Raw genomic sequence first — 22,052 nt, 5'->3', positions numbered from 1 at the left:
CGGCCGGCATCGGCCGGATCGATCGGATTGACCCGCGGACGGGGATACAACCGCCGACACCGCATCGGTAAGGTCGGATGCCATGACCAGCGGCGGGCCGGATCCCGTGCCGATGATCGCCATCCGGGACGTCAACAAGTACTTCGGCGACCTGCACGTGCTCTGCGACATCAACCTCGACGTCGCCCGCGGCGAGGTGGTGGCGATCCTCGGTCCGTCGGGCTCGGGCAAGTCCACCCTGTGCCGCACCATCAACCGACTCGAGACCATCGACTCAGGCACCATCACCGTCGACGGCGAGCCGTTACCGGCCGAGGGTGCGTCACTGGCCCGGTTGCGGGCGCAGGTCGGGATGGTGTTCCAGGCGTTCAACCTGTTTCCCCACAAGACCGTCCTCGACAACGTCACACTGGCACCGATGAAGGTTCACAAGACCCCGCGGGCGCAGGCGCAGCGGCGGGCGATGGCGCTGCTGGAACGGGTCGGGGTGGCCGATCAGGCCCGCAAACACCCCGCTCAATTGTCCGGCGGGCAGCAGCAGCGGGTGGCGATCGCCCGTTCGCTGGCGATGAACCCGAAGGTGATGCTGTTCGACGAGCCGACCAGTGCGCTCGACCCGGAGATGATCAACGAGGTGCTGGCGGTGATGAGTTCGCTGGCCGACGACGGGATGACCATGGTGGTGGTGACCCACGAGATGGGCTTCGCTCGCCGCGCCGCCGACCGGGTGGTCTTCATGGCCGACGGGACGATCGTCGAGGACGCCCCGCCGGCAGAGTTCTTCGGTGAGCCGAAGTCCGCGCGTGCCAAAGACTTTCTCGCCCGGGTCCTCGACCACTGATGCTGGTCAGGCGGCTGGTGCACCGGCTGGCGCGGCTTTGTGCCGTGACGGCGGCGGCGTCCGCCCTGGTGCTCGCCGCGGCGTGCACCGCCCACGACAGCGACAAGATCACCATCGGGGTCAAGTTCGACCAGCCCGGGTTGAGTGTCAAAAGACCTGACGGCACACTCAGCGGGTTCGACGTCGATGTGGCCCGCTACGTCGCCGGGCGGCTGGGCTACCCGGCTGAGCGCATCGCCTGGCTCGAAGCGCCGTCCGGCCAACGCGAGACGCTGCTGCGCAACGGTCAGGTGGACTATGTGGTGGCCACCTATTCGATCACCGATTCGCGACTGGAAAAGGTCGACTTCGCCGGGCCCTACCTGGTGGCCGGGCAGTCACTGTTGGTACGGGCCGACAACACCGACATCACCGGCACGGCGTCGCTGCAACACCACAAGAAGTTGTGTTCGGTGTCGGGATCCACTCCTGCCCAACGCATCAAGGACCGCTACCCGGGGGTGCAGTTGCAGCGCTACGACACCTACTCGGCATGCGTGGAAGCCCTGCGAAACGGCGCCATCGACGCGGTGACCACCGATGACGTGATCCTGGCCGGCTATGCCGCCCAGAGTCCCGGTGCCTTCAAGCTGGTCGGCGAACGATTTTCGCGGGAGGAGTACGGGATCGGCGTGCGCAAGGGCAACGGCGGCCTGCGGCACCGGATCAATGACGCCATCGAGCAGATGGAGCGCGACGGCTCGTGGCGGGCAGCGTTCATCGACAACTTCGGCGCGGCCGGCTTCGCGGTGCCCGACCCCCCGCCGGTCGCGCGATGATATTCGCCGAGTACCGGGGACAGATCGTCGAGGCGTTCACCGTCACGGTCGAGTTGGCGGTGCTGTCGGGCGCCTTGGCGCTGCTGCTGGGCACCGGGTTGGCGGCGATGCGGCTGGCTCCGGTTCCGGCGCTGCGGTGGCTGGGCGCGGCGTACGTTCATCTGCTGCGCAACACCCCGCTGACCCTGCTGTTGCTGCTGTGCTCGTTCGGCCTGGCCCAGACGCTGGGGGTGACGCTGACCGATCCGCATTCGCCGACGTCGGTCGACGACAGCAATTTCCGGCTGGCGGTGCTCGGCTTGGGCGTGTACACGGCGTCGTTCGTGTGTGAGGCGTTGCGTTCCGGCGTCAACACGGTGGGGATCGGCCAGGCCGAGGCTGCCCGGTCACTGGGCCTGAGCTTCAGCCAGAATCTGCGGATCATTTTGTTACCCCAGGCTTTTCGGGCGGTGATCATCCCGCTGGGCTCGGTGCTGATCGCGTTGACGAAGAACACCACGCTGGCGTCGGCGATCGGGGTCGCCGAGGCGGCACTGCTGATGAAGTCGATGACCGAGAACACCGCGGCGCTGATGGCGGTGGGGGGCATCTTCGCGGCTGGTTTCGTGGTGCTCACCCTGCCGCTGGGACTGCTGTTCGGGTATCTGGGCCGGCGCTGGGCGGTGTCGCAATGAGGTCGGCGGCACGCGCGACCGTGCTGTTCGATGCGCCCGGGCCGCGGGCGCGTCTCCGCCACCACGCCATATCGGTGGCGACCGTGCTGATCGTGGCGTTGCTGGGCTGGCTGGTGTATTCGCGGTTGTCGGCCAAGGGCCAGCTGGCCGCGGAGAAGTGGACCCCGTTTTTGACCGCCGACCTGTGGCGGACCTACGTGCTGCCCGGGGTGGCGGGCACCCTGACCGCGGCGGCCTGGGCCATCGGGCTGGCCCTGCTGCTCGGTGTGAGCCTCGGAGTCGGCCGGCTGTCGGGCATCCGGCCGGTCCGCTGGTGTTGCGCGGTGCTGGTGGAGTTCTTCCGGGCGATTCCGGTGCTGATCATGATGATCTTCGCCTACTTCGTCTACGGCGTGCTCAACGCGTTTCCGCCACAGCAGCTCGCGTTGGCCGGGGTGGTGACCGGCCTGACGCTGTACAACGGTGCCGTCATCGCCGAGATCGTTCGCGCCGGTGTGCACGCCCTGCCCCGCGGGCAGTCCGAGGCTGCCGCCGCCCTGGGGCTGAGCTGGGGCGGCTCGATGCGACTGGTGCTACTGCCGCAGGCCGTCACCGCCATGCTGCCGGTGCTGGTCTCACAACTGGTGGTGGCGCTGAAGGACACCGCGATCGGCTACCAGATCACCTTCGTGGAGATGGTGCGCCAGGGCACGGTGGTCGGGTCCCAGTACAGCAATTACCTGCCCGCCCTGCTTGTGATCGCGGCGCTGATGATCAGCGGAAACCTGGTGTTATCGGCGGGTGCCACCGCGCTCGAGCGCCGGCTGCGCCGCTCCCGTCGCACCCCGTTGGAGGCGGCCCCGATCGAACCGGAGGGCACGCCGGGAGCCCAGGTCGTATAGGTCTGCACGGGCCCGGCCCGGCGTCTAGAGTCGGAGCCACCAGCCAGCGACAGGAGACCCTCATGGCTATCACTCCCAAGGACGCGTTCAACGCTGCCCGCGATATCGCCGCCCACGCCGTGGAGAAGGCTTCCGACATCGTCGAGGACGCCGGCGACATCATCCGCGGCGACGTCTCCGGCGGCGTCAACGCGATCGTCCAGGACTCCATGGAAATCGCCACGCACGCCGTCGAGCGGACCAAGGAAGTCTTCACCGCCAAGGACGAGGAAGACGCCGAAGAGGTTTAAACATCAGACCCGGCGGCGTTCCCGATGTGCCGACGCTGGGCGTCGAATCTTCCGCGCCGCCGTGCGCGATCGTGGTTCCATTCCTTTTGAGATCTCTCGAAAGGATTTGGCGTCATGGCAGTGCCGCAGGCGGATCGTCTTGCCCGAGTAGTCGAAAAGTGCCGTTCGGACGTCGACCGAGGGCCTACTACGTCATCGCTGTCGCAGGCACCTGATCGGCTGTTGGGCACACTTGCCCGGCTAGCCGGATACCAACGGGTGACCTCGAAGTTCTGCGAAGACCTCGAGGAGGGTCTACGCGCCGCTGGGATCAAGACATTTCCTGACCTGCGTGCCCCTACGAACACCCGGCGAACCCGCGTCTACCTGTTCAACACCGATGAATTCCCCTCTAACATCCAGCAATCGCGCGTACTTTTCGACGCAGAAGCAACCCTCGCCAATTTCCTGGAAAAGAATTTCGCATCACTGCCGGAGATCAAGAAAATGAACCTCCGTCTCATTGGACGGGAAAAACCCATCGGGCCCCGGTGCAGGATCGATCTCCTAGCCGCAGACAAAAAGACCGGCGCGTTGGTCGGTATCGAGCTAAAGGCCGGTGAGCCACGCAGAGACGTCGTCTCCGAAGCCGCAAGCTACATGTCGGCCCTGAAAAAGAAGTCGATCGCAGAAGATCTGCCGACTCCTAGACTTCTGATCGTGTCTGGCCAGCCGGATCAGGAGTTCCAAAAACAAATTCAGGCCCTTTCGGACAAAGAAGGCGTACCGACGCAGTGGTTGACCTACGCCGTGTCGATGTCGCTGAAAGAAATCAAATAGCTTAGCCAAAACATACAGGAAGCCGGATCAAGTAGTCCATAAGCGGTGCTGCGCCAGCGTCTCGTACCGTTTCGTCAGTGCGATTCTGTCGGTACCTGCCGATAAAATGGCGTGGTGCAGATATTACAATCGAACTGGCCGGTCTGCGGCAAATGTTGCGAAGTAGCACTGTTCTCGTGGATGGGCGGTACGCACCATTGTCTGGTGGCCCGACCGGAAGAGGAATTGGACGCTTCTCGGCTGACCATTGAAGACGGCCAACCATACAACAGTGAAGTTTTCGAATGGTTCCACAACAATACGGACAGATTCGTCTACCCGGACGAACGCGGGCTGCACTATCTCCTTTGGCGGCTGATCGACAATGCCGTCGACGAAGCGAAAGGCGGCTACGCCACCGCCGTGACGGTGCGGATCCTCGACGATCGTGGCGTGGCGGTCAGCGACAACGGTCACGGCATCGCAGCCGGCCAACCAGACCCCTTCTTGTCGACCGCCCACAAGATCGTCGCGGCGTTGCCGCGCGAAGGGGACGACACGTCGGACGCGAGATTCGGGCGTTTCGGCGGAACCCGGGCCGCGGGCAGCTGGATCGTGAATGCCCTGTCCACCCGGATGACCATCGAGAGCACCCACGCCGACGAGCACTGGATACAGCGGTACACCAATAGCAGGCCGTCCGGGTTTGAAATGCCCGAAGCGGCTGCGGCGGCGGGAACCACGGTGCGGTTCTGGGCCAGTCGGGAAGTGTTCGGCGAGGCGGTCTTTGATTTCGAAGTGGTGGCACGACACGTGCATCAACTGGCACTGCTGAACAACGGCGCGACCTTCGAGGTGGTCGACGAGCGTGTGGCACCCGAACCGCGGTCGAGAAGCTTCTGCTTCACTGACGGCTTGGTGGGCTACGTCCAGCGGAGAATTGTTCGCTACCGAACTCCGCTCCACGACGGCGTGATCCACTTCGTCGGTTGCCGCCTGGCAGGTGATATCGAGATCGCCATGCAATGGCTCCACAGCCACACCGAGCAGATCCATACCTTCGTTGACAACATCGACACCAGCGGCGACCTCGGCAGCCATGAAAGAGGCTTCCGTACCGGGGTCACCAAGGTCGTCAACAACTACGTCAGAGCGCGTAAACTGCTGCGCGACACCGAGCCCAACCTCGACGATAATGATGTCTGCGCGGGTCTGGCGGCTGTCGTGACCGTCAGGGCCACCGAGACTCCGGTATTCGAGGACAGCACCCGAACCCAGCTGATCGACCCGCACCTCGAGCTGGCCGTGCAGCGGCTGTGCGAGCACCGACTGGGCCGCTGGTTCGACGACAATCCCGCCGCAGCAGACGTGATTGCGCGCAACGCGGTCGCGGTCGCGGATGCAAGTCGGATGCCACGCCGAAGTCACTGCTACGAACAGCCGGCATACCGGCTCGGTTAACTCACACCCGGCGGCGCTCCCGCTCGGCGGCCAGCTCGGCGCTGACCACGTCGTAGGCCATCGACGGACTGTAGCCACGCCGGGCCAACATCGCCACCAGCCGGCGGGTGATCCGTAAATCGTCCTCGCCGAGGGTTTCCCGGCGCAATCTGCCCTGTACCAGCTGCTCGGCCCGGTCCCGCTCGGCACCGGCGTCGACGCCGGCCAACGCTTCGGCGATCACGTCCTCGTCGACGCCTTTGGTGCGCAGCTCGGCGGCGATCACTTTGCGGCCCTTGCCCGCGCGTTCGCGCCGCGACCGCACCCACTGCTGGGCGAAATCAGCGTCGTCGATCAACCCGGCGGTGGCCAGCCGGTCCAGCACCCGATCACTGACGTCGTCGGGGTAACCGCGCTTGGTCAGCTGGCCGGCAAGCTCGGCACGGGTGCGGGCGCGCGCGGTGAGCAGGCGAAGACACAGTGACTTCGCCTGCTCCTCACGCTTGGCCGGATCGGCCTCGGCGGGCTCAGAAGTCGACGGGAGCGGGCAGGGCTTCGCCATCGGTCAACTCATCGGTCAGCACGGCGCCGATACCGAGCTTCTCCTTGATCTTCTTCTCGATCTCGTTGGCCACGTCGACGTTCTCCAGCAGGTAGTTGCGGGCGTTCTCCTTGCCCTGCCCGAGCTGTTCGCCGTCGTAGGTGAACCAGGAGCCGGACTTGCGGATGAAGCCCTGGTCCACCCCCATGTCGATCAGGGAGCCCTCGCGGCTGATGCCCCGACCGTACAGGATGTCGAACTCGGCCTGCTTGAACGGCGGGCTGACCTTGTTCTTGACCACTTTGACCCTGGTGCGGTTGCCGACCGCGTCGGTGCCGTCCTTGAGGGTCTCGATCCGCCGAACATCCAGGCGCACCGACGCGTAGAACTTCAAAGCCTTTCCGCCCGTGGTGGTTTCGGGCGAGTTGTGCACCATCACCCCGTCGACGAAGTAGTTGTGGTTGCCCTCCACCTCGATGTCGAAGCGATGCATTGAGCGAGTGCGCGGTTTGACGTGCACATCCAGTACCCGGGAGGGCACCAGCCGCTGGGTGGGCTCGACGAATTGCGGTGTCACGGTGCCTTGACCCCGGAATCGCGGCAGCAGCTTGTATTCCATCGACGGAGCCATGTACGGCGCCACCAACTCCTGGAATTTCGCGGATGACGCGGTTGAAAACTGCAGCACCGCCCTGCCGGCCTTTCCTGGATAGCGCAACTTCACGTCCAGCCCATAGGCATCCCGCAGGTAGCCACAAACTCGCTCCCTCGTCCCTTCTGTCATGGCCTCGACGCAGATTTCGATGCGCCCGCTGCCACCGGCGGTATGTTCCTGTAATCCCTTGGAGCGCAATGCAAATGAGCCATCATCCATATACCAGATGGCCAGCGCCAGCGGGGTGAGCGCCTTGAGGTAGTCCTCGGAGAGGAACTTCTTACCGTCCCCGAGGTACACCGCGCGCTGCAGTTCCCCCAGTTCGGGCAACGGGGTGAAGTCGACGAAAGTCGCGCCCTGCGCGTTCTCCCGCACTGAGTGGCCGATGTTGCCCATCAGCGCTGTCTTCCACTGCAGGTACTCCACTTGTTTTGCGCCGTGCCCGAGCCGGAACCGCACGCCATTGCGGTCACGCCGATTAGGCGAGAGGTTCCCGTCGCCCATCAACGAACCGAGGACCACCTGGAACTGCTGGTCGCTGAGCAGGTGTGGCTCTGCGGTGAGAACCCGGTCGCCGGCGATGATTTCACCGGCTTCAGTCCAGCCTCCCGGCGTGCGAATGAGGTGGTTGGGCGTCGCGGCGAACTGCGATTTGCCGTTCCCGCCGGACTTCTCGACGGTGAATTGCAGGAACTTCTCGGCAGGCCCGTTGTCGAACCAGTTCACGATCTTTCTCGGGACCACCCGATCAGCGATGGGATCGTAGGACAACACCTCGACGTCCATCTTGTTGTTGACGATCTTGCCGATCTTCTCGGCGCTTCCGTCGGCGAGCGTCACTCGAGTGCTGTAGTTCATACATCCGAACATCACACCGATCTTTTCCCGCAGCTGGTTGATGAAGATCGCGGTGGTGCCCGAATTGTTCAGCGCCCCGGTCATCTTCCGCAGCGCCTGGCTCATCAGCCGGGCCTGTAGGCCGACGTGGCTGTCCCCCATCTCGCCCTCGATCTCGGCGCGCGGCACCAGTGCGGCCACCGAGTCGATGACCAGGATGTCCAGCGCACCGGAGCGGATCAGCGTGTCGGCGATCTCCAGTGCCTGCTCACCGGTGTCGGGCTGGGACACCAACAGCGAGTCGGTGTCCACACCGAGCTTCTTGGCGTAGTCGGGGTCCAGCGCGTGCTCGGCGTCGATGAACGCCGCGATCCCGCCGGCGGCCTGGGCGTTGGCAACTGCGTGCAACGCCACGGTGGTCTTACCGGAGGATTCCGGACCGTAGATCTCGACGACCCGGCCCCGGGGCAGGCCGCCGATGCCCAGCGCCACGTCCAGGGCGATCGATCCGGTCGGGATGACCGAGATCGGCTGACGCACCTCGTCGCCGAGGCGCATCACCGAGCCTTTGCCGTAGTTCTTGTCGATCTGGGCCATCGCCAGTTCGAGTGCTTTTTCGCGGTCGGGGGCTTGCGCCATGATGCCTCTCCTGTGGTTCGGTGTTCGGTTGACCGGTGCTCGGTCGGTTGGCCGTGACGCTAGCGACGGGGTCCGACAAACCAGCGAACTGTCACCACAGTAGGCGAACGGATGTTCGAATCAAGTGCGACACGCGGCGCGGCGGCGTGTCGTATTTTCCGGGCCTAAGCCACCTGCATCACGTGCGCCGAGGCCCCGATGGCGGTGTCCTCGTCGCCCATCATGGTGCGCATGAATTCTTCCTGCTCGCGCCGCCCGCGGGCCGCCGCGCGGTCCTGCCCGCCGGGGAGCAGCAGCGCCGCGGCGCTGCGCAGCAGGTTCACCGGCATCCGCACCAGTGGGTACCACGGCAACACGAAGGCCGGCAGGCCCAGCTTGCGCATGGTGCGCGGCCCCAGAAAGCTGCCGGTCACCGACAGGTGTGCCGACCGCGCGATGCGGCGCCGCACGCCGGTCAGCGCGGAATAGTGCCATTCCAGCGGATCGTCGGCCATCGGCCCGGCCAGCTGCTTGGTCGACTCGTCGGGCTCGGACAGCGCACCGAGGGTCTGATAGAGAATGCGGACGCCGTCCCGGAAGCTGGCCGGCAGCCAGTCCTCGCGGATGCCCATCAGCCAACCGACGTAGCGGGTCATATGCGCGATGTCCTCGAGCTCGCCCGGCGACAGTACGATTCCCAGCCCTATCCCGGCGGCGGCGGGCGCGATCAGCGCTCCCACCAGGGTGGCGGCCATGTCGGTCTGGTTGACCGGCAAGCCCCATTCGTCGCCACGCCAGTCCGGCAGCGCGGCCACGTGCCGGCGCACGTACTCGTGGATGAGCCGGACCCGGATGGTGGCCTGATACCCGGCACCGAGCGGCTCCAGTCCCCCTTCGCCGGTGACATCCATCGCCCACTGCAGTGTCTCGGCGAACCGCTTGTTCGAGCCCTTCTCCAGCACGCCGGTGCGCAGCAGGGTCTTGTTGAACGAGGAGAACTGGTAGCCGCCGAGAAACGACACGTCGCGGGCGATATAAGTGCCGTCGGCGCCGCCGCGCCGCAGCGCCCGCTGGCCCCGGCGCACCCGGTTCATGTCGACCCAGTCCGGGATGGGTTCGAACTCGCCGAAGAACTCCCGCAGCGGCGCCGGTGCATCCGGCACGGCGGCCAGCCCGTGGCCGAGGACCCGATCGAAGATCGGCCGCGCCTCCTTGGTCCTCGACATCCACGCGACCAGCCGCTGCATCGGCTCATCGCCGACGATCAGGTCCTCGCCGATCTGGCGCCACCGCTGCGGCGACGGCTTGGAGATCGCCATGGCGGCAGCCAGCATCCGGACGCTGGCCGGAATCGCACCCGGCGCTTCCGGATGACGGGCCGGGATGGCCATAGCGGGCGAGTTCATCGGATAAGCCTCCAGCCCTCTAATTTTGGATAACGCCTGTGTTCCAAATGTAGGTCGCAGGTAGGGTGATGTCAATGAAACGCCCGGGAGTAGTGCGCGACTACGGCGGCATCAGCGCGGTTGACCGCCGCGCCGAACGCCGGCGCAAACTGCTGTCCGCCGGTCGCCGGGTCTGGGGTGAATCAGGACTCGGCGAGGTCACCGTCCGCGGTGTCTGTACGGCCGCGGGACTGATCCCGCGTTACTTCTACGAGCAGTTCGCCAACCGCGACGCACTGCTGTTCGCCGTCTCCGATGACGTCCGCGACCAACTGCTCGAGGCCATGGTCACCGCCGGCGTGGGTGACCCCGGGACGCTCAGCGACAAACTGCGCTCGGCGCTGACGGCCTTCCTCGAGCTGATCGCCGTCGACCCGTACATCCACCGCATCGCCACCTGCGACCTGTCCGCCGTCCCCGGCCTCAGCGAGCACCGGGCGCGCATCCTCGACATGATCACCGACGCGGTCGTCGAGCAGGCCCCCGGTGTCATCGACGGCGAGCTGCCGGCGCCGGCCGACTTACGCCGCGGCGCCCTGTTCATCGTCGGCGGCGTCAACCAGATCATCGAAGCCTGGCTCGACGATCCCATCGAGACCCCGGCCGAGCTGGCCGCCACCTGCTCGGACCTCGCCGTCGCCCTGGTTCGCAGCATCATGGACGCGCCCGATCACTCTCACCACTGATCGCGCGGCACGTCGAAGTCCGCGCACAACGCGCGCCATACCTCGCGCGGTTCCACCCCGTCCTCGATAGCCTGGGCGGCGGTGCGCCCGCCCACCGCGGCCAGCACGTGATCGGCCAGCACGGTGGCCCCGTAGGCCGCACCGAAGCGGTGCGTGACCCGCTCGTGGAATTCGGTCAGCCGCACCCGTCCCAACCTACTCAGCCACCCGACAGCGCCTCGTGACACACCCGCACCGGGTCGGTCACCTCGGCGGCCCCGTCGGCGGCCCGTCGCGCGGCGGCGCGGTAGCTCGGCGACGCCAGCACCTCGCTCACCGCCTCGGTCAGCGCCGCCGGTGTCAGCGGACGGATCAGCCGGCCACTGCCTTGGCGCACAACGCGATTGGCGATCTCCCATTGGTCACCTCCGCCGGGAACCACCACCAGCGGCAGCCCGGCCAGCAGGGACTTGGCCACCATGCCGTGTCCGCCGCCGCAGATGACCAGATCGGCGCGCGTCAGCAGTTCGTCCTGGCGTCCCAGGCCGGCGACGGCCCATTCCGGCAGCGCCAGCTCGGGGCCGTTCAGCCGCGACACCGCCACCCGGGCGCCGGCCGGCAGCCCGACGCCCGGCACCAGCTGCTCCAGCGCCAGCTCGGCCAACCCGGTGGCCCCGGTCAACGCCGTGGACGGCGCCACCACGATCAGCGGGCCGGAGCCCGGCGGTACTGCCAGCAGCTCGTCGGTGGGCTCGAAGTGCAACGGCCCGACCACGACCGCCTCGGCGGGCCAGTCGGGCCTGGGCACCTCCAGGGCAGGCAGCGTGGCGATCAGGCGCCGCAGCGGGCCGGGGTCGCGTTCCGGCAGACCGATGCCCGCCCGGGCCTCGGCGCGCTGGCGCAACCCGGTTCGCACCGACCGCGCGGTCAACGACCGCATCACCGCGTCGCGCAACCGGCCCCGCAGCCCGGTACCGGGCGCCAGACCGCTGCCGATCGGCGGCAGCCCTTTCGACGGCAGGTACAGCGGATGCGGACTCAGCTCGACCCACGGGATGCCGAGCAGTTCGGCGGCCATGCCGCCGCAGGCGGTGATGACGTCGGAGACCACCAGGTCCGGCGCCAGCTGTCGGAGCTGGTCGAGGTTCTGCCGCGCCATGCGCGCCGCCCGCCGATGAATCTTGGCCCCGGCATCCCCGTCGTCGTCGCCGGCGGCGGGATCCAATCCGATCAGCTCGGCGGCGTCCACCCCGGCGGCCCGCGCGGTGTCCAGCCACTGCACCCCGGTCAGCAGCGTCGGCGCGTCCCCGGCCGCGACGAAGCGCCGGCACAACGCCATCGCCGGGAACGCGTGACCGGGGTCAGGCCCGGCGACCACCACGATGCGCATCGGCCTACCGTGCCACAGCCCCGCGGGCCTAGGCTGACAGGCATGACCGAACCGAGTGTCCACGACAGCGCCGTCGACAACATCCGAACCGTGGAGACCTTCCTCGACGCCCTCGCCGACGATGATCTCGACACGGCGGCCGACGCCCTGGCCGAGGACGTGGTGTACCACAACGTCGGGCTGCCGACCATTTACGGCCGCAGCGCCACCGTCGGGGTGTTCCGCCGGATGTCCGGCCGCGCGGGCTTCGAGGTGAAGATCCACCGCATCGCCGCCGACGGCTCGGCGGTGCTCACCGAGCGCACCGACGCCCTGACCTTCGGCCCGCTGCGGCTGCAGTTCTGGGTGTGCGGGGTCTTCGAGGTGCACAACGGTCGTATCACGTTGTGGCGCGACTACTTTGACTTCCTGGATATGTTCAAGGCGACGTTGCGCGCGGTGGCGGCAACCGTCTTCCCGGCGCTGCGCCCGACGCTGTAGGCCGCGTTGAGCACCCGCCGACGCCCCAACCCGATCCAATACGTCCGCTACTGCATCGGGCGACCCTTGCCGCCGTCCATGCGCGACTGGGTGCGCAACGACCTGGCCGGACCTGGTGCAACCCTTCGGATAATCATGCGCGCCGTCGTGCCGACGACGTTGATCCTGCTCCCGTTCTGGTTTCTGCCGACCGATTTCATGACGCATCTGTCCATGACGTTTCCCATCTGGTTCATGGCGATCCTGTTCTCGCACGCCCTCAACAAGGTGTGGCGCAAGCACATGCTGCGGATGCACGGCCTCGACCCGGACCTGGCCGACGCACGAAAGCGCCAGCGTGACGCCCACCTGCACCGGTCCTACATCGAACGCTACGGGCCGCGGCCCGAATCCGCCGATCAGCGAAGCGACGACATCTAGGGCCGGGGCAACTGGGCGAGTTCGTCGAACGCGGCCGCCCATCCCCGCATCCGGTCGGTCGCGCCGGTCAATTCTTCGCGGTAACGCTGCTGGGACATCGGTGAGTTCATCGGGTCACCGGTCGACGTCGATGATCCGTCATTGGCTGCGGCCACCAATTGCGCCGCAGCGGTGACCATCTCGTTGTACTGACGGACGCCGGCGCTCAACTGGGCGGTGAACGCGTTGATCGTCGGCACCAGGTACTGCCCCGCCTGCGCGTTGTGCTGGACGGTGCGCTCCATCGACACCACCTGGCCGGCGGTGGCCGCCATCGTCGACGCGGCGCCGTTGACCGCGGCGGTCAGTTCGGCGATCTCCTCGCTGGGTAGCAACCGGCCGCGTTCCAGCACGCCCAGCAGCGACACCATGCCACGCTCGGAGGCGCCCAGCGCATACATCGCCGGCCGCGCCGCCGAACCGGGCGGGGGCAGCCGGCGCGCGGTGACGGTCCGCGCGGCCGGCAGCGGCACCGAACGCAGCCAACGGAACCGCAGCAACAGCAGCGTGGCCGGCGCCGCCGCGCCGGCGGCGATCAGCCCGGTGATCAGCAGCACCCACACCGGTGTGGCCCACGAGGCCAGCACCGCCGTCACCAGCAACCAGAATCCGCATGCCGCGCCGAAGAACAAGCCCAGGCGCAGCGCCCAGCGGCGCTTGCGCAGCAGCCTGGCCCGCGGGTCGGCGATCGCACCGAGCTTGTCGGCCAGTACGTCGGCGGCCTCACTGGCACGGTCGACGGCCCGCTGCAGCAGCGCGCGCCGGGAACGACCTCCGACTGACATGGCCATCTGCTACTGGCCCAGCGGATTCTCGGGGTTGGGATCGGCGCCCGATTGCGGCGCCGCCGGTGTGACCGGCGGTGTGGCGCCGCCGGCCGGCAGTGACTCGCCGCGCATCGAGGCGCGGATCTGCTCCAACCGGGAGTGACCGGCCATCTGCACGCCGGCCTGTTCAACCTCGATCATCCGGCCGGCCACCGAGCCCTGCGCCAGCTCGGCGGCGCCGATCGCGTTGGCGTAGCGCCGTTCGATCTTGTCGCGCACCTCATCGAGGCTGGGAGTGGTTCCCGGGGCAGCGATCTCACTCATCGAGCGCAGCGAGGCACTGACCTGCTCCTGCATCTTGGCCTGCTCGAGCTGGCTGAGCAGCTTGGTGCGCTCGGCGATCTTCTGCTGCAGCACCATGGCGTTCTGCTCGACGGCCTTCTTGGCCTGCATCGCCGCCGAGAGCGCCTGGTCATGCAGGGCCTTGAGGTCTTCCACGCTCTGTTCGGCGGTGACCAGCTGCGCCGCGAACGCCTCGGCGGCATTGTTGTACTCGGTGGCCTTGGCGCCGTCGCCGGCCGCAGTGGCCTGGTCGGCCAGCGTGAGCGCCTGGCGCACATTGACCTGGAGCTTCTCGATGTCGGCCAGCTGCCGGTTCAGCCGCATCTCCAGTTGCCGCTGGTTGCCGATCACCTGGGCGGCCTGCTGGGTCAAGGCCTGGTGCTGACGCTGCGCCTCTTCGATCGCCTGCTGGATCTGCACCTTGGGATCGGCGTGCTCGTCGATCTTCGAGTTGAACAGCGCCATCAGGTACTTCCACGCCTTGACGAACGGGTTGGCCATCAGTCAGCTCCGTCTGATCGTTCGGATGTTGTCAGTCTGCCGCTTACCGCTGACAATTTATCGGTTCGCCGGTCGGTGGGTGCGGCTTCAGGCTGCCTTTCGCCCGGGCGCGCCGGGCCACGCTGTCATGCCGAGGCCATCGCCCGCGGCGGCGGGATCACGACCTTGGTACCAGCGTCGATGCGGGTGACCCCGAGGTTCCGGACGGCCCGTTCGGCCCGTTCGGCCCGCTCGGCCCGCGCCAACCGGCTGCCGGCATCGAAGAGCACGTCCGACAACGGGACCTGCAATGCCGAGCAGATCGCGTTGAGCAACTCGCTGGACGCCTCCTTGCGGCCCCGCTCGACCTCCGAGAGATAGCCCAGGCTGACCCGCGCCGAGTCGGACACCTCACGCAGCGTGCGACCCTGCGCCGTCCGGGCCTGGCGCAACACCTCGCCGACCGATTCCCGCAGCAATGCCGTCATCGTGTACTCCCCCTTAGGGCCAACCTGGAAAACCGACAGTCACCAAGGTCAACGCGCACCACGCCCGTCAGGGTTCCCGAACCCCTCGATCAGCTCCGGTCGCGCAGATCGGCGATCGCCGACCTCACGTAATCCACGCCGGTCACCACGGTCAGCACCACCGCGGCGGCCATCACCGCCCAGGCCGTCACCAGCCAGGGACCGCTCAGCGGCAGGATGAGCAGCCCGATACCGACCGCTTGCACCAGTGTCTTGAGTTTCCCGCCGCGGCTGGCCGGAATCACGCCGCGGTGCAGGACCGCGAACCGTAGCACGGTGATCCCGATCTCTCGGGCCAGTACCAGCACCGTCACCCACCACCACAGATCGCCAAGCATCGACAGGCCGATCAACGCGGCGCCGATCAGTGCCTTGTCGGCAATGGGGTCGGCCAGGGTGCCGAATTCGGTGACCAACCCGTAGTTGCGGGCCAGCGCACCGTCGAGCCGGTCGGTGATGATCGCCACCGCGAAGATGACGAACGCCGCGATGCGGGCCTTGGCGTCGTGACCGTCCGCGGCGAACAACGCCAGCAGGAAGACGGGCACCAACAGCAAGCGCACGACGGTGACCGCGTTGGCGAGATTCACCACCGGGACGTGCGTCACCGCCGGGCCGGTTTGAGGTTGCCGCGACACGGCAGACAGAATATCGGTTACCAAGCCCGAAATGAGAAACCGTTACTGTGCACCTGTGCACCTCGCGGCTGATTCGCCGGCCCCACCGCCCCTGATCCGGCGCGCGCGGACATCCGACGTCCCGGCGATCAAGCGACTGGTAGACACTTACGCCGGCAAGATCCTGCTGGAAAAGAACCTGGTGACGCTCTACGAGTCGGTCCAGGAGTTCTGGGTCGCCGAGGATTCCGAACAACAGGTGGTGGGCTGCGGCGCCCTGCACGTGCTGTGGTCTGATCTCGGCGAGGTGCGCACCATCGCGGTGGACCCGGCGCTGACGGGCCGCGGCATCGGCCACGCGCTCGTCGACCGGTTGCTGCAGGTCGCCCGGGAACTGCAGTTGCAGCGACTGTTCGTGTTGACTTTCGAGACCGCGTTCTTCGCCCGGCACGGCTTCACCGAGATCGACGGAACACCGGTCACCGCAGAGGTTTTCGCGGAAATGCAGCGGTCCTACGACGTCGGGGTGGCCGAATTCCTGGACCTGAGCTACGTCAAGCCCAACACGCTGGGCAACACCCGGATGCTGCTGGTGCTCTAGTCCATCACCAGACCGGCGGTCCGGCGCGTCGAGCCGACGAGGAAACTGAACTGGCCGTCGGATTCCATGCGGCCCTCCCGCACCATGGCGAGGTCCGCGATCCCCTGCTTGCGGGCCTGCTCGCGGACGTGTTGCTCGGTGATCATCTCCTTGCGCATGTTGCCGTGCAGGAGTTCGCCGTCGTGAATCACCAGCAATGGCCCGGGCCGCAGCAGCCGTGCCACGGTCGGCCAGCGGTGGGCCATCCAGTTCAGCAGGTAGGACCAGCCGATGATCACTCCGACCAGCAGGATCCCGTCGCTGATCGACCGGTAACCGCCCGCCATCCCGTTCTGCGCGGCGTCGGCGATCAACACCACGACGATCAGATCCGTGATGCCGTTAGTGCCCGCCTCCCGTTTCAACACCACCCGCAGCAACGCATAAATCGCTATGTAGATGACGGTCCCGCGGACAATGATCTCCGAAGGCGGTGTGTCGAAAGCAAAAAGTCGCGCCCAGTCCACGTGGCGAGATTACGCGCCCGGCGGACCCGGGAAAACCGCCGGTGTCTGGTCCGTGTCCGGTCCGTGTCCGGCACGTGTCCGGCGCGTGCCGGGCGCCGAACCAGGGACTTCCGGCCCTGCCGCCGGCGACGCGAACACGAGATAGTGGTACTGACAGTTGCAGACAACTGGAGGTAGCCGTGGCCGAGCACCTGAGCCCCCTGGATGCGAGTCTTCTGAACGTCGAGGACGCCGATCGGCACACCAACCTCGGCATGGGCGCCCTAGCGGTGCTCGACGGCCCGATGCCCGATCACCAGACGCTGATGTCGGTGCTGGGCGAGCGGATCGCGGCCTGCCCACGGTTCGCCCAGCGGCTGCGGCGTCGGCTCTTCGACCTCGGCTCTCCCGAGTGGGTGGCGGACCCCAACTTCAAGCTTGCCAACCACGTCTGCGGTATCGCGGTCCCGGGCGCCGGTAGCGACGACGATTTGTTCTCGGTGGTGGCCGAGGTGATGTCCTGGCGACTGGAGCGGGACAGGCCGCTGTGGGAGATCTGGGTGATCGGGGGCCTGTCCGGTGGCCGCTGGGCGATGCTGGTCAAGGTCCACCCCTGTATCGCCGACGCCGTCGCCACCGTCCACATCCTCGCCGGGCTGTCCGATGAGGGTCCGGCCCGCGGCACCATGCCCGGCGCGGTCACAGCTGCTGCCGGCGGGTGGCGCGGTGCGCTGCGGGTCGCCTCCTCGATCGCGACCGCCACAGTGGCCGGGGTGATGCGGACCGACCAGGCGTTGCGCGACGCCGCGGAGTTCGCGGCCGGCCTACGGCGACCGGCGACACCGCTGAACGGCCCGCTGACCAGCCGGCGGCGCCGGTACGTCTCGGCCCGGGTCAGCGCCGCCGAGGTCGACCAGATCTGCCAGACCTTCGACGTCACCGTCGACGATGTCGCGCTGGCGGCCCTCACCGAGAGCTACCGCAACATGATGGTCCGCCGCGGCGAGCAGCCGAAGTCCGATTCGCTGCGCACCCTGGTACCGCTTCGGCAGGCGCTGCTGCTGCCCCGGCTGCCGGTCGACGAGGACAACCCGGTGGTTCGGCTGCGCTTGGTGCACGCGCGGCTGGCGCAGGCCAGAGCCGACGCCGATCGCAGCCCCGCCGGCGCGGTGGCGGCGGTGGCACGGGCGATCCCGGTGCCGCTCACCGCCTGGGCGGCCAATCTGCTGTCCCGGCTGCCGCAGCGCAGCGTGGTGGCGCTGGCGGCCAGTGTGCCCGGCCCCGGGCGGCCGCTGGCAGTCATGGGATGCCCGGTCGCTGCGGTGTTGCCGGTCCCGCCGATCGCGATGCAGTTGCGTACCGGCGCGGCGATCCTGCGCTACGCCGACAGCCTGTTCTTCGGCATCGTCTCCGACTACAGCACCGTTCGCGACGCCGACGAGCTGGCGCGCGGCGTCGAGGCGGCGGTGGCCCGGTTGCTGGTTCGCAGCAGGCGGCGCCGGGCCGGCCGGGATCGGCACGGGTTGTCGCTGGTGGTCAACGTCTGATCGTCGCCGGCTAGCCGTCGTCGCCGTCATCCGCGGCGTCGGCGTCCGCGCCGCCGCGGATGGCCATCAGGGTCGCGGCCAGCTCGTCGGGCTTGACCAGCACTTGGCGGGCCTTGGAGCCCTCGGAGGGGCCCACGATGCTGCGGGTCTCCATCAGGTCCATCAACCGGCCGGCCTTGGCGAAGCCGACTCGCAGCTTGCGCTGCAACATCGAGGTGGAACCGAACTGGCTGGACACCACCAATTCCACCGCCTGCAGGAAGACCTCCATGTCGTCGCCGATGTCGGGGTCGACGTCGGTGCGCTCGCCGGTCGGTTTCGCGGTGGTGACGCCGTCGGTGTACTCGGGCTCGGCCTGGTCCTTGCAGGCGGTGACGACGGCGTGGATCTCCTCGTCGGTGATGAAGGCGCCCTGCAGCCGGACCGGCTTGTTGGCGCCCATCGGCAGGAACAACCCGTCGCCCATACCGATGAGCTTCTCGGCGCCGGCCTGGTCCAGGATCACTCGGGAGTCGGTCAGCGACGAGGTGGCGAACGCCAGCCGGGACGGCACGTTCGTCTTGATCAGACCGGTGACAACGTCCACCGACGGCCGCTGGGTTGCCAGTACCAGGTGAATGCCGGCGGCGCGGGCCTTCTGGGTGATCCGCACGATCGCGTCCTCGACGTCGCGCGGCGCGGTCATCATCAGGTCGGCGAGCTCGTCGACGATCGCCAGGATGTAGGGGTAGGGACGGTACTGCCGTTCACTGCCCAGCGGTGCGGTGATCTCGCCGGAACGGACCTTCTCGTTGAAGACGTCGATGTGGCGCACCCGGGACGCCTGCATGTCCTGGTAGCGCTGTTCCATCTCCTCGACCAGCCAGGCCAGCGCTGCCGCCGCCTTCTTCGGTGAGGTGATGATCGGGGTGATCAGGTGCGGAATGCCTTCATACGGCGTTAGTTCCACCATCTTCGGGTCGATCAGGATCATCCTGACCTCTTCCGGGGTGGCCCGTGCCAGCAGCGACACCAGCATCGAGTTGACGAAGCTGGACTTACCCGAGCCGGTGGAGCCGGCCACCAAAAGGTGCGGCATCTTGGCCAGGTTGGCGCTGATGAAGTCGCCCTCGATGTCCTTGCCCAGCCCGATCACCAGCGGGTGATGATCGCGGCGGGTGCTCGGCGCGGTCAGCACGTCGGCCAGCCGCACCATCTCCCGGTCGGTATTGGGCACCTCGATGCCGACCGCGGACTTGCCCGGGATCGGTGCCAGCATCCGCACACTCTCGGTCGCCACCGCGTAGGCGATGTTGCGCTGCAGGGCGGTGATCTTCTCGACCTTGACCCCGGGGCCCAGTTCCACCTCATAGCGGGTGACGGTGGGACCGCGGGTGCAGCCGGTGACGGCGGCGTCGACCTTGAACTGCTCGAGCACCGAGGTGATCGCGTCGGTCATCGCGTCGTTGGCGGCGGTGCGCGTCTTGGGGGGATCGCCGGCGACCAGCAGGCTCAGCGGTGGCAGCGTGTAGGGGCCCTCCACCACCCGGTCCAACACGACGGTGGTGTCGGTGGGTTTGCCCGTCTTGGGCTTGGGCTTACGGCGGGCGGGCTTGGGTACATCGGCGGGCGCTACGTCCGTTTCGGAGAGCGGGTAATTGTCCAGCGGCGTGCGCGACTGCCAGTCCGGGGTGTCGTCGGCGAGCGCCCCGTCGTCGTAGTCGGCGGCGGCGGCGTCGTCATAGTCGTAGTCGTCGTCGTAATAGCCGTCGTCATAACCGTCGTCGTAGTCCCGCGCGACGAACATGGTCCGTAGCGCCTCGGGCGCCTCGCGCAGCGTCGTCCCGGTCAGCAACAGCACTCCGAACAGCACCGCGATGCACAGCAGCGGGGCGGCGATCCAGGCGGTCAGTCCGTCGGCGAGCGGGCCGCCGATGGCGAACCCGACGAAACCGGCACCGTGCAGGCGCCCCTCGGGGGTCTGCGGCGAACCGGCCCACAGATGCCACAGGCCCAGTATCGGCAGCGCCACCATCGCCGAACCGAGGATCAGCCGGGGCCGGTTCTCCGGGACGGGTTCGGTACGCATCAGCGCGACGGCGCCGATGCCGGCCAGCACCGGAAGCAGCACCACCGCGCCGCCGATCACGGCGCGCAACCCGGTGTCGATCCATGCCCCGACCGGCCGCGCAGCGTCCAGCCAGCAACTGGCGGCCGTCACGACGGCCAGGCCCAGCAGCGCCAGCGCGATACCGTCGCGGCGATGACCGGGGTCGATGTCATGGGCGCGGCCGACGGACCGCGCGGTGCCGCCGGCCGCCTTGGCGACCATCAACCAGGCCGCCCGGGCGGCCCGCCCGCAGGCCATTCCCGCCCCGGCCAGCCCCGAATGCTGCCGGCGCGGCGCGGGCTTGCGGCGTGCCGCCGCGGCGCGGGCCGGTCGGCCATTGGCTCGCGAACCGGCCTTTGACCTGCTAGTTCGCGTTCCCGACCGAGCCTTGGTGCCACTAGCCGTCTTACTAGCCATAGCCGCAAGCCTAACCGCAATACCCTCATTAGCACCATCTGCCACACTGGCCACGCCGTGGGTTGGCCGAGCTCACCCGCGTGGCACCGGTCACAGCGCAGCTGCGTACCGTGACAGGGCCTGACTTTCCGCGCCACCCCTCACGAAGGAGATCTGCATGCCCGTGGTCGTCGTCGCCACCTTCGCCGTCAAGCCGGAATCGGTCGAAGCCGTCCGCGACATCTGCGCCAAGTCGGCGGCACAGGTGCACCAGGAGCCCGGTTGCCAGCTCTACGCGGTACACGAAACCGACGGCGCCTTCGTGTTCATCGAGCAGTGGGCCGACGCCGAGGCACTCAAAGCGCACTCGACGGCCCCGGCGGTCGCCGAGCTGTTCAGCAACCTCTCCGAGCACCTGGACGGCGCGCCCGACATCAAGATGCTGCAGCCGCTGCCGGCCGGCGACCCGGCCAAGGGCCAACTGCGGGCCCAGTGATGGGAGCCTTGGACGGCAAGGTCGCCTTCATCACCGGCGCCGCCCGCGGCCAGGGGCGCGCCCATGCACTGCGGTTGGCCGGCGAGGGCGCCGACATCATCGCGGTCGACCTGTGCCAACAGATCTCCAGCGTGCCGTATCCGCTGGCCACCGCCGACGATCTGGCGGAGACGGTCAAGCTGGTCGAAGAGACCGGTGCGCGCATCGTGGCCAGGGCGGCCGACGTCCGCGATCGCGCCGCCCTGGGCACCGCCTTGCAGGCCGGCCTCGACGAACTCGGGCGGCTCGATTTCGTGATCGCCAACGCCGGAATCGCACCGATGGCGGGCGAGGACGCCTGGCAGGACGTGATCGACGTCAACCTCACCGGCATCTACCACACCGTCGATGTGGCGATGAAGCCGATGATCGCCCAAGGTGACGGCGGGTCGATCGTGCTGGTCAGCTCGGTGGCCGGGCTGGTCGGGCTGGCCGCTCCTGCGGCGGGCTCCCTGGGTTACGCCGCCGCCAAGCACGGCATCGTCGGGCTGATGCGTGTATACGCCAATCTGCTGGCGCCACACAGCATCCGGGTCAACTCCGTGCATCCCGCCGGTGTGCAGACGCCGATGATCGACAACGAGTTCACCCGGAAATGGCTCGAGGGCATGGACACCGGAGGCGGACCGGACATGGGCAACGCGTTGCCGGTGCAGGTGCTGCAACCGGAGGATGTCGCCAACGCCGCATTCTGGCTGGTCTCCGATGCGGCCCGCTACATCACCGGCGTGACGCTGCCGGTGGACGCCGGCTACGTCAACAAGAGGTAGCCGAGACCCCTTCTGGCGAGCAGACGTTAAAGCCCCCTCAGCGAGCCAATTTTGGGTGCTTTCA

25 protein-coding genes and 1 pseudogene are annotated in these 22,052 nt (G+C 67.6%); 14 read left to right on the top strand and 12 right to left on the bottom strand.

All coding sequences use genetic code 11. The features are described 5' to 3' along the window. The first annotated feature begins 112 nt into the window (after positions 1-112). The 7 genes from ACAG20_RS17530 to ACAG20_RS17500 all read left to right on the top strand — a co-directional run bounded on the left by ACAG20_RS17530 (position 113) and on the right by ACAG20_RS17500 (position 5,763). On the top strand, positions 113-841 hold the full coding sequence (locus tag ACAG20_RS17530; protein ID WP_370493570.1) for an amino acid ABC transporter ATP-binding protein: 729 nt from the start codon (positions 113-115) through the stop codon (positions 839-841). Further along, positions 841-1,659 (top strand): glutamate ABC transporter substrate-binding protein, encoded by an 819-nt coding sequence (locus ACAG20_RS17525; protein ID WP_370493488.1) that lies wholly within the window; start codon positions 841-843, stop codon positions 1,657-1,659. The genes ACAG20_RS17530 and ACAG20_RS17525 overlap by 1 nt, the downstream gene beginning before the upstream one ends. Next, positions 1,656-2,333: an ABC transporter permease subunit gene (locus ACAG20_RS17520; protein ID WP_370493487.1), complete on the top strand. Its 678-nt coding sequence runs from the start codon at positions 1,656-1,658 to the stop codon at positions 2,331-2,333. Before ACAG20_RS17525 ends, ACAG20_RS17520 begins: the two co-directional genes overlap by 4 nt. Further along, entirely contained in the window at positions 2,330-3,214 is an 885-nt protein-coding gene (locus ACAG20_RS17515; protein ID WP_370493486.1) for an amino acid ABC transporter permease, read from the top strand. The genes ACAG20_RS17520 and ACAG20_RS17515 overlap by 4 nt, the downstream gene beginning before the upstream one ends. Positions 3,215-3,276: 62 nt before the next feature. After that, positions 3,277-3,504 carry a hypothetical protein gene (locus ACAG20_RS17510; RefSeq protein ID WP_370493485.1) on the top strand — a complete coding sequence of 76 codons (228 nt, stop codon included), beginning with the start codon at positions 3,277-3,279 and terminating at the stop codon, positions 3,502-3,504. Between the two features lie 114 nt (positions 3,505-3,618). After that, the gene (locus ACAG20_RS17505) at positions 3,619-4,323 is read left to right on the top strand and encodes a hypothetical protein (protein ID WP_370493484.1); all 705 of its coding nucleotides are present in this window, start codon (positions 3,619-3,621) and stop codon (positions 4,321-4,323) included. A gap of 204 nt (positions 4,324-4,527) precedes the next feature. Next, positions 4,528-5,763 carry an ATP-binding protein gene (locus tag ACAG20_RS17500; protein ID WP_370493483.1) on the top strand — a complete coding sequence of 412 codons (1,236 nt, stop codon included), beginning with the start codon at positions 4,528-4,530 and terminating at the stop codon, positions 5,761-5,763. 1 nt (position 5,764) lies between these two features. On the opposite strand, the gene recX is transcribed toward ACAG20_RS17500, so the two are convergent. The 4 genes and pseudogenes from recX to ACAG20_RS17480 form a co-directional block, all read right to left on the bottom strand. Then, the gene (gene recX, locus ACAG20_RS17495; protein ID WP_112687245.1) at positions 5,765-6,304 is read right to left on the bottom strand and encodes a recombination regulator RecX; all 540 of its coding nucleotides are present in this window, start codon (positions 6,302-6,304) and stop codon (positions 5,765-5,767) included. Next, the gene (locus tag ACAG20_RS17490) at positions 6,270-6,776 is read right to left on the bottom strand and encodes a hypothetical protein (protein WP_370493569.1); all 507 of its coding nucleotides are present in this window, start codon (positions 6,774-6,776) and stop codon (positions 6,270-6,272) included. The genes recX and ACAG20_RS17490 overlap by 35 nt, the downstream gene beginning before the upstream one ends. A gap of 171 nt (positions 6,777-6,947) precedes the next feature. After that, positions 6,948-8,414, bottom strand: a pseudogene (gene recA / locus ACAG20_RS17485) (recombinase RecA); the annotation flags it as partial. A 164-nt stretch (positions 8,415-8,578) separates the two neighbouring features. Further along, positions 8,579-9,799, bottom strand: coding sequence for an oxygenase MpaB family protein (locus ACAG20_RS17480; protein WP_370493482.1), 1,221 nt, complete (start codon positions 9,797-9,799; stop codon positions 8,579-8,581). A gap of 74 nt (positions 9,800-9,873) precedes the next feature. Between ACAG20_RS17480 and ACAG20_RS17475 the strand changes: the two genes are divergently transcribed. Further along, positions 9,874-10,524 (top strand): TetR/AcrR family transcriptional regulator, encoded by a 651-nt coding sequence (locus ACAG20_RS17475; RefSeq protein ID WP_370493481.1) that lies wholly within the window; start codon positions 9,874-9,876, stop codon positions 10,522-10,524. On the opposite strand, the gene ACAG20_RS17470 is transcribed toward ACAG20_RS17475, so the two are convergent. Continuing rightward, entirely contained in the window at positions 10,515-10,709 is a 195-nt protein-coding gene (locus ACAG20_RS17470) for a DUF3046 domain-containing protein (protein WP_370493480.1), read from the bottom strand. The genes ACAG20_RS17475 and ACAG20_RS17470 overlap by 10 nt on opposite strands. 14 nt (positions 10,710-10,723) lie before the next feature. Then, on the bottom strand, positions 10,724-11,893 hold the full coding sequence (locus ACAG20_RS17465) for a glycosyltransferase (RefSeq protein ID WP_370493479.1): 1,170 nt from the start codon (positions 11,891-11,893) through the stop codon (positions 10,724-10,726). A gap of 42 nt (positions 11,894-11,935) precedes the next feature. Between ACAG20_RS17465 and ACAG20_RS17460 the strand changes: the two genes are divergently transcribed. Beyond that, the gene (locus ACAG20_RS17460) at positions 11,936-12,373 is read left to right on the top strand and encodes a limonene-1,2-epoxide hydrolase family protein (protein WP_112688467.1); all 438 of its coding nucleotides are present in this window, start codon (positions 11,936-11,938) and stop codon (positions 12,371-12,373) included. A 6-nt stretch (positions 12,374-12,379) separates the two neighbouring features. Then, entirely contained in the window at positions 12,380-12,793 is a 414-nt protein-coding gene (locus ACAG20_RS17455; protein ID WP_370493478.1) for a DUF5313 domain-containing protein, read from the top strand. On the opposite strand, the gene ACAG20_RS17450 is transcribed toward ACAG20_RS17455, so the two are convergent. The 4 genes from ACAG20_RS17450 to pgsA all read right to left on the bottom strand — a co-directional run bounded on the left by ACAG20_RS17450 (position 12,790) and on the right by pgsA (position 15,586). Next, positions 12,790-13,623, bottom strand: a complete 834-nt coding sequence (locus ACAG20_RS17450; RefSeq protein WP_370493477.1) for a hypothetical protein — start codon at positions 13,621-13,623, stop codon at positions 12,790-12,792. The two genes, ACAG20_RS17455 and ACAG20_RS17450, sit on opposite strands and share 4 nt — an antisense overlap. Before the next feature lie 3 nt (positions 13,624-13,626). Then, the gene (gene pspA / locus ACAG20_RS17445; protein WP_370493476.1) at positions 13,627-14,442 is read right to left on the bottom strand and encodes a phage shock protein PspA; all 816 of its coding nucleotides are present in this window, start codon (positions 14,440-14,442) and stop codon (positions 13,627-13,629) included. A gap of 125 nt (positions 14,443-14,567) precedes the next feature. Further along, the gene (gene clgR, locus ACAG20_RS17440) at positions 14,568-14,909 is read right to left on the bottom strand and encodes a transcriptional regulator ClgR (protein WP_083039644.1); all 342 of its coding nucleotides are present in this window, start codon (positions 14,907-14,909) and stop codon (positions 14,568-14,570) included. Between the two features lie 89 nt (positions 14,910-14,998). Beyond that, on the bottom strand, positions 14,999-15,586 hold the full coding sequence (gene pgsA / locus ACAG20_RS17435) for a CDP-diacylglycerol--glycerol-3-phosphate 3-phosphatidyltransferase (RefSeq protein WP_370493475.1): 588 nt from the start codon (positions 15,584-15,586) through the stop codon (positions 14,999-15,001). A 55-nt stretch (positions 15,587-15,641) separates the two neighbouring features. Between pgsA and ACAG20_RS17430 the strand changes: the two genes are divergently transcribed. Further along, on the top strand, positions 15,642-16,166 hold the full coding sequence (locus ACAG20_RS17430) for an amino-acid N-acetyltransferase (protein ID WP_370493474.1): 525 nt from the start codon (positions 15,642-15,644) through the stop codon (positions 16,164-16,166). On the opposite strand, the gene ACAG20_RS17425 is transcribed toward ACAG20_RS17430, so the two are convergent. Beyond that, a complete protein-coding gene (locus tag ACAG20_RS17425) occupies positions 16,163-16,672 on the bottom strand; it encodes a DUF421 domain-containing protein (protein ID WP_112688485.1) in 510 nt (169 codons plus the stop codon). The genes ACAG20_RS17430 and ACAG20_RS17425 overlap by 4 nt on opposite strands. 179 nt (positions 16,673-16,851) lie before the next feature. On the opposite strand from ACAG20_RS17425, the gene ACAG20_RS17420 reads away from it, so the two are divergent. Then, positions 16,852-18,198, top strand: coding sequence for a wax ester/triacylglycerol synthase family O-acyltransferase (locus ACAG20_RS17420; RefSeq protein ID WP_370493473.1), 1,347 nt, complete (start codon positions 16,852-16,854; stop codon positions 18,196-18,198). Between the two features lie 10 nt (positions 18,199-18,208). On the opposite strand, the gene ACAG20_RS17415 is transcribed toward ACAG20_RS17420, so the two are convergent. After that, a complete protein-coding gene (locus ACAG20_RS17415) occupies positions 18,209-20,704 on the bottom strand; it encodes a DNA translocase FtsK (protein ID WP_370493472.1) in 2,496 nt (831 codons plus the stop codon). Positions 20,705-20,861: 157 nt separating this feature from the next. Here ACAG20_RS17415 and ACAG20_RS17410 point away from each other — a divergent pair, with 157 nt between their 5' ends. Both ACAG20_RS17410 and ACAG20_RS17405 read left to right on the top strand, forming a co-directional pair. Beyond that, on the top strand, positions 20,862-21,179 hold the full coding sequence (locus tag ACAG20_RS17410) for a putative quinol monooxygenase (RefSeq protein WP_370493471.1): 318 nt from the start codon (positions 20,862-20,864) through the stop codon (positions 21,177-21,179). Next, positions 21,179-21,988, top strand: coding sequence for a mycofactocin-coupled SDR family oxidoreductase (locus ACAG20_RS17405; RefSeq protein ID WP_370493470.1), 810 nt, complete (start codon positions 21,179-21,181; stop codon positions 21,986-21,988). Before ACAG20_RS17410 ends, ACAG20_RS17405 begins: the two co-directional genes overlap by 1 nt. Positions 21,989-22,052 lie beyond the last annotated feature (64 nt).

This window comes from Mycobacterium sp. pW045 (assembly GCF_041287085.1).
Classification (GTDB): domain Bacteria; phylum Actinomycetota; class Actinomycetes; order Mycobacteriales; family Mycobacteriaceae; genus Mycobacterium; species Mycobacterium algericum_A.
Note: the sequence above shows the minus strand (reverse complement) of the source record. Positions and strands in the feature narration are given on the sequence as shown.

Coding starts and splice junctions, on each gene's coding strand:
- ACAG20_RS17415 (WP_370493472.1), bottom strand. CDS start 20,704: ATGGCTAGTAAGACGGCTAGTGGCACCAAGGCTCGGTCGGGAACGCGA.
- ACAG20_RS17520 (WP_370493487.1), top strand. CDS start 1,656: ATGATATTCGCCGAGTACCGGGGACAGATCGTCGAGGCGTTCACCGTC.
- ACAG20_RS17405 (WP_370493470.1), top strand. CDS start 21,179: ATGGGAGCCTTGGACGGCAAGGTCGCCTTCATCACCGGCGCCGCCCGC.
- ACAG20_RS17490 (WP_370493569.1), bottom strand. CDS start 6,776: ATGCATCGCTTCGACATCGAGGTGGAGGGCAACCACAACTACTTCGTC.
- ACAG20_RS17460 (WP_112688467.1), top strand. CDS start 11,936: ATGACCGAACCGAGTGTCCACGACAGCGCCGTCGACAACATCCGAACC.
- ACAG20_RS17525 (WP_370493488.1), top strand. CDS start 841: ATGCTGGTCAGGCGGCTGGTGCACCGGCTGGCGCGGCTTTGTGCCGTG.
- clgR (WP_083039644.1), bottom strand. CDS start 14,909: ATGACGGCATTGCTGCGGGAATCGGTCGGCGAGGTGTTGCGCCAGGCC.
- ACAG20_RS17510 (WP_370493485.1), top strand. CDS start 3,277: ATGGCTATCACTCCCAAGGACGCGTTCAACGCTGCCCGCGATATCGCC.
- ACAG20_RS17530 (WP_370493570.1), top strand. CDS start 113: ATGATCGCCATCCGGGACGTCAACAAGTACTTCGGCGACCTGCACGTG.
- ACAG20_RS17505 (WP_370493484.1), top strand. CDS start 3,619: ATGGCAGTGCCGCAGGCGGATCGTCTTGCCCGAGTAGTCGAAAAGTGC.
- ACAG20_RS17410 (WP_370493471.1), top strand. CDS start 20,862: ATGCCCGTGGTCGTCGTCGCCACCTTCGCCGTCAAGCCGGAATCGGTC.
- ACAG20_RS17515 (WP_370493486.1), top strand. CDS start 2,330: ATGAGGTCGGCGGCACGCGCGACCGTGCTGTTCGATGCGCCCGGGCCG.
- recX (WP_112687245.1), bottom strand. CDS start 6,304: ATGGCGAAGCCCTGCCCGCTCCCGTCGACTTCTGAGCCCGCCGAGGCC.
- ACAG20_RS17480 (WP_370493482.1), bottom strand. CDS start 9,799: ATGAACTCGCCCGCTATGGCCATCCCGGCCCGTCATCCGGAAGCGCCG.
- pspA (WP_370493476.1), bottom strand. CDS start 14,442: ATGGCCAACCCGTTCGTCAAGGCGTGGAAGTACCTGATGGCGCTGTTC.
- ACAG20_RS17475 (WP_370493481.1), top strand. CDS start 9,874: ATGAAACGCCCGGGAGTAGTGCGCGACTACGGCGGCATCAGCGCGGTT.
- ACAG20_RS17450 (WP_370493477.1), bottom strand. CDS start 13,623: ATGGCCATGTCAGTCGGAGGTCGTTCCCGGCGCGCGCTGCTGCAGCGG.
- ACAG20_RS17465 (WP_370493479.1), bottom strand. CDS start 11,893: ATGCGCATCGTGGTGGTCGCCGGGCCTGACCCCGGTCACGCGTTCCCG.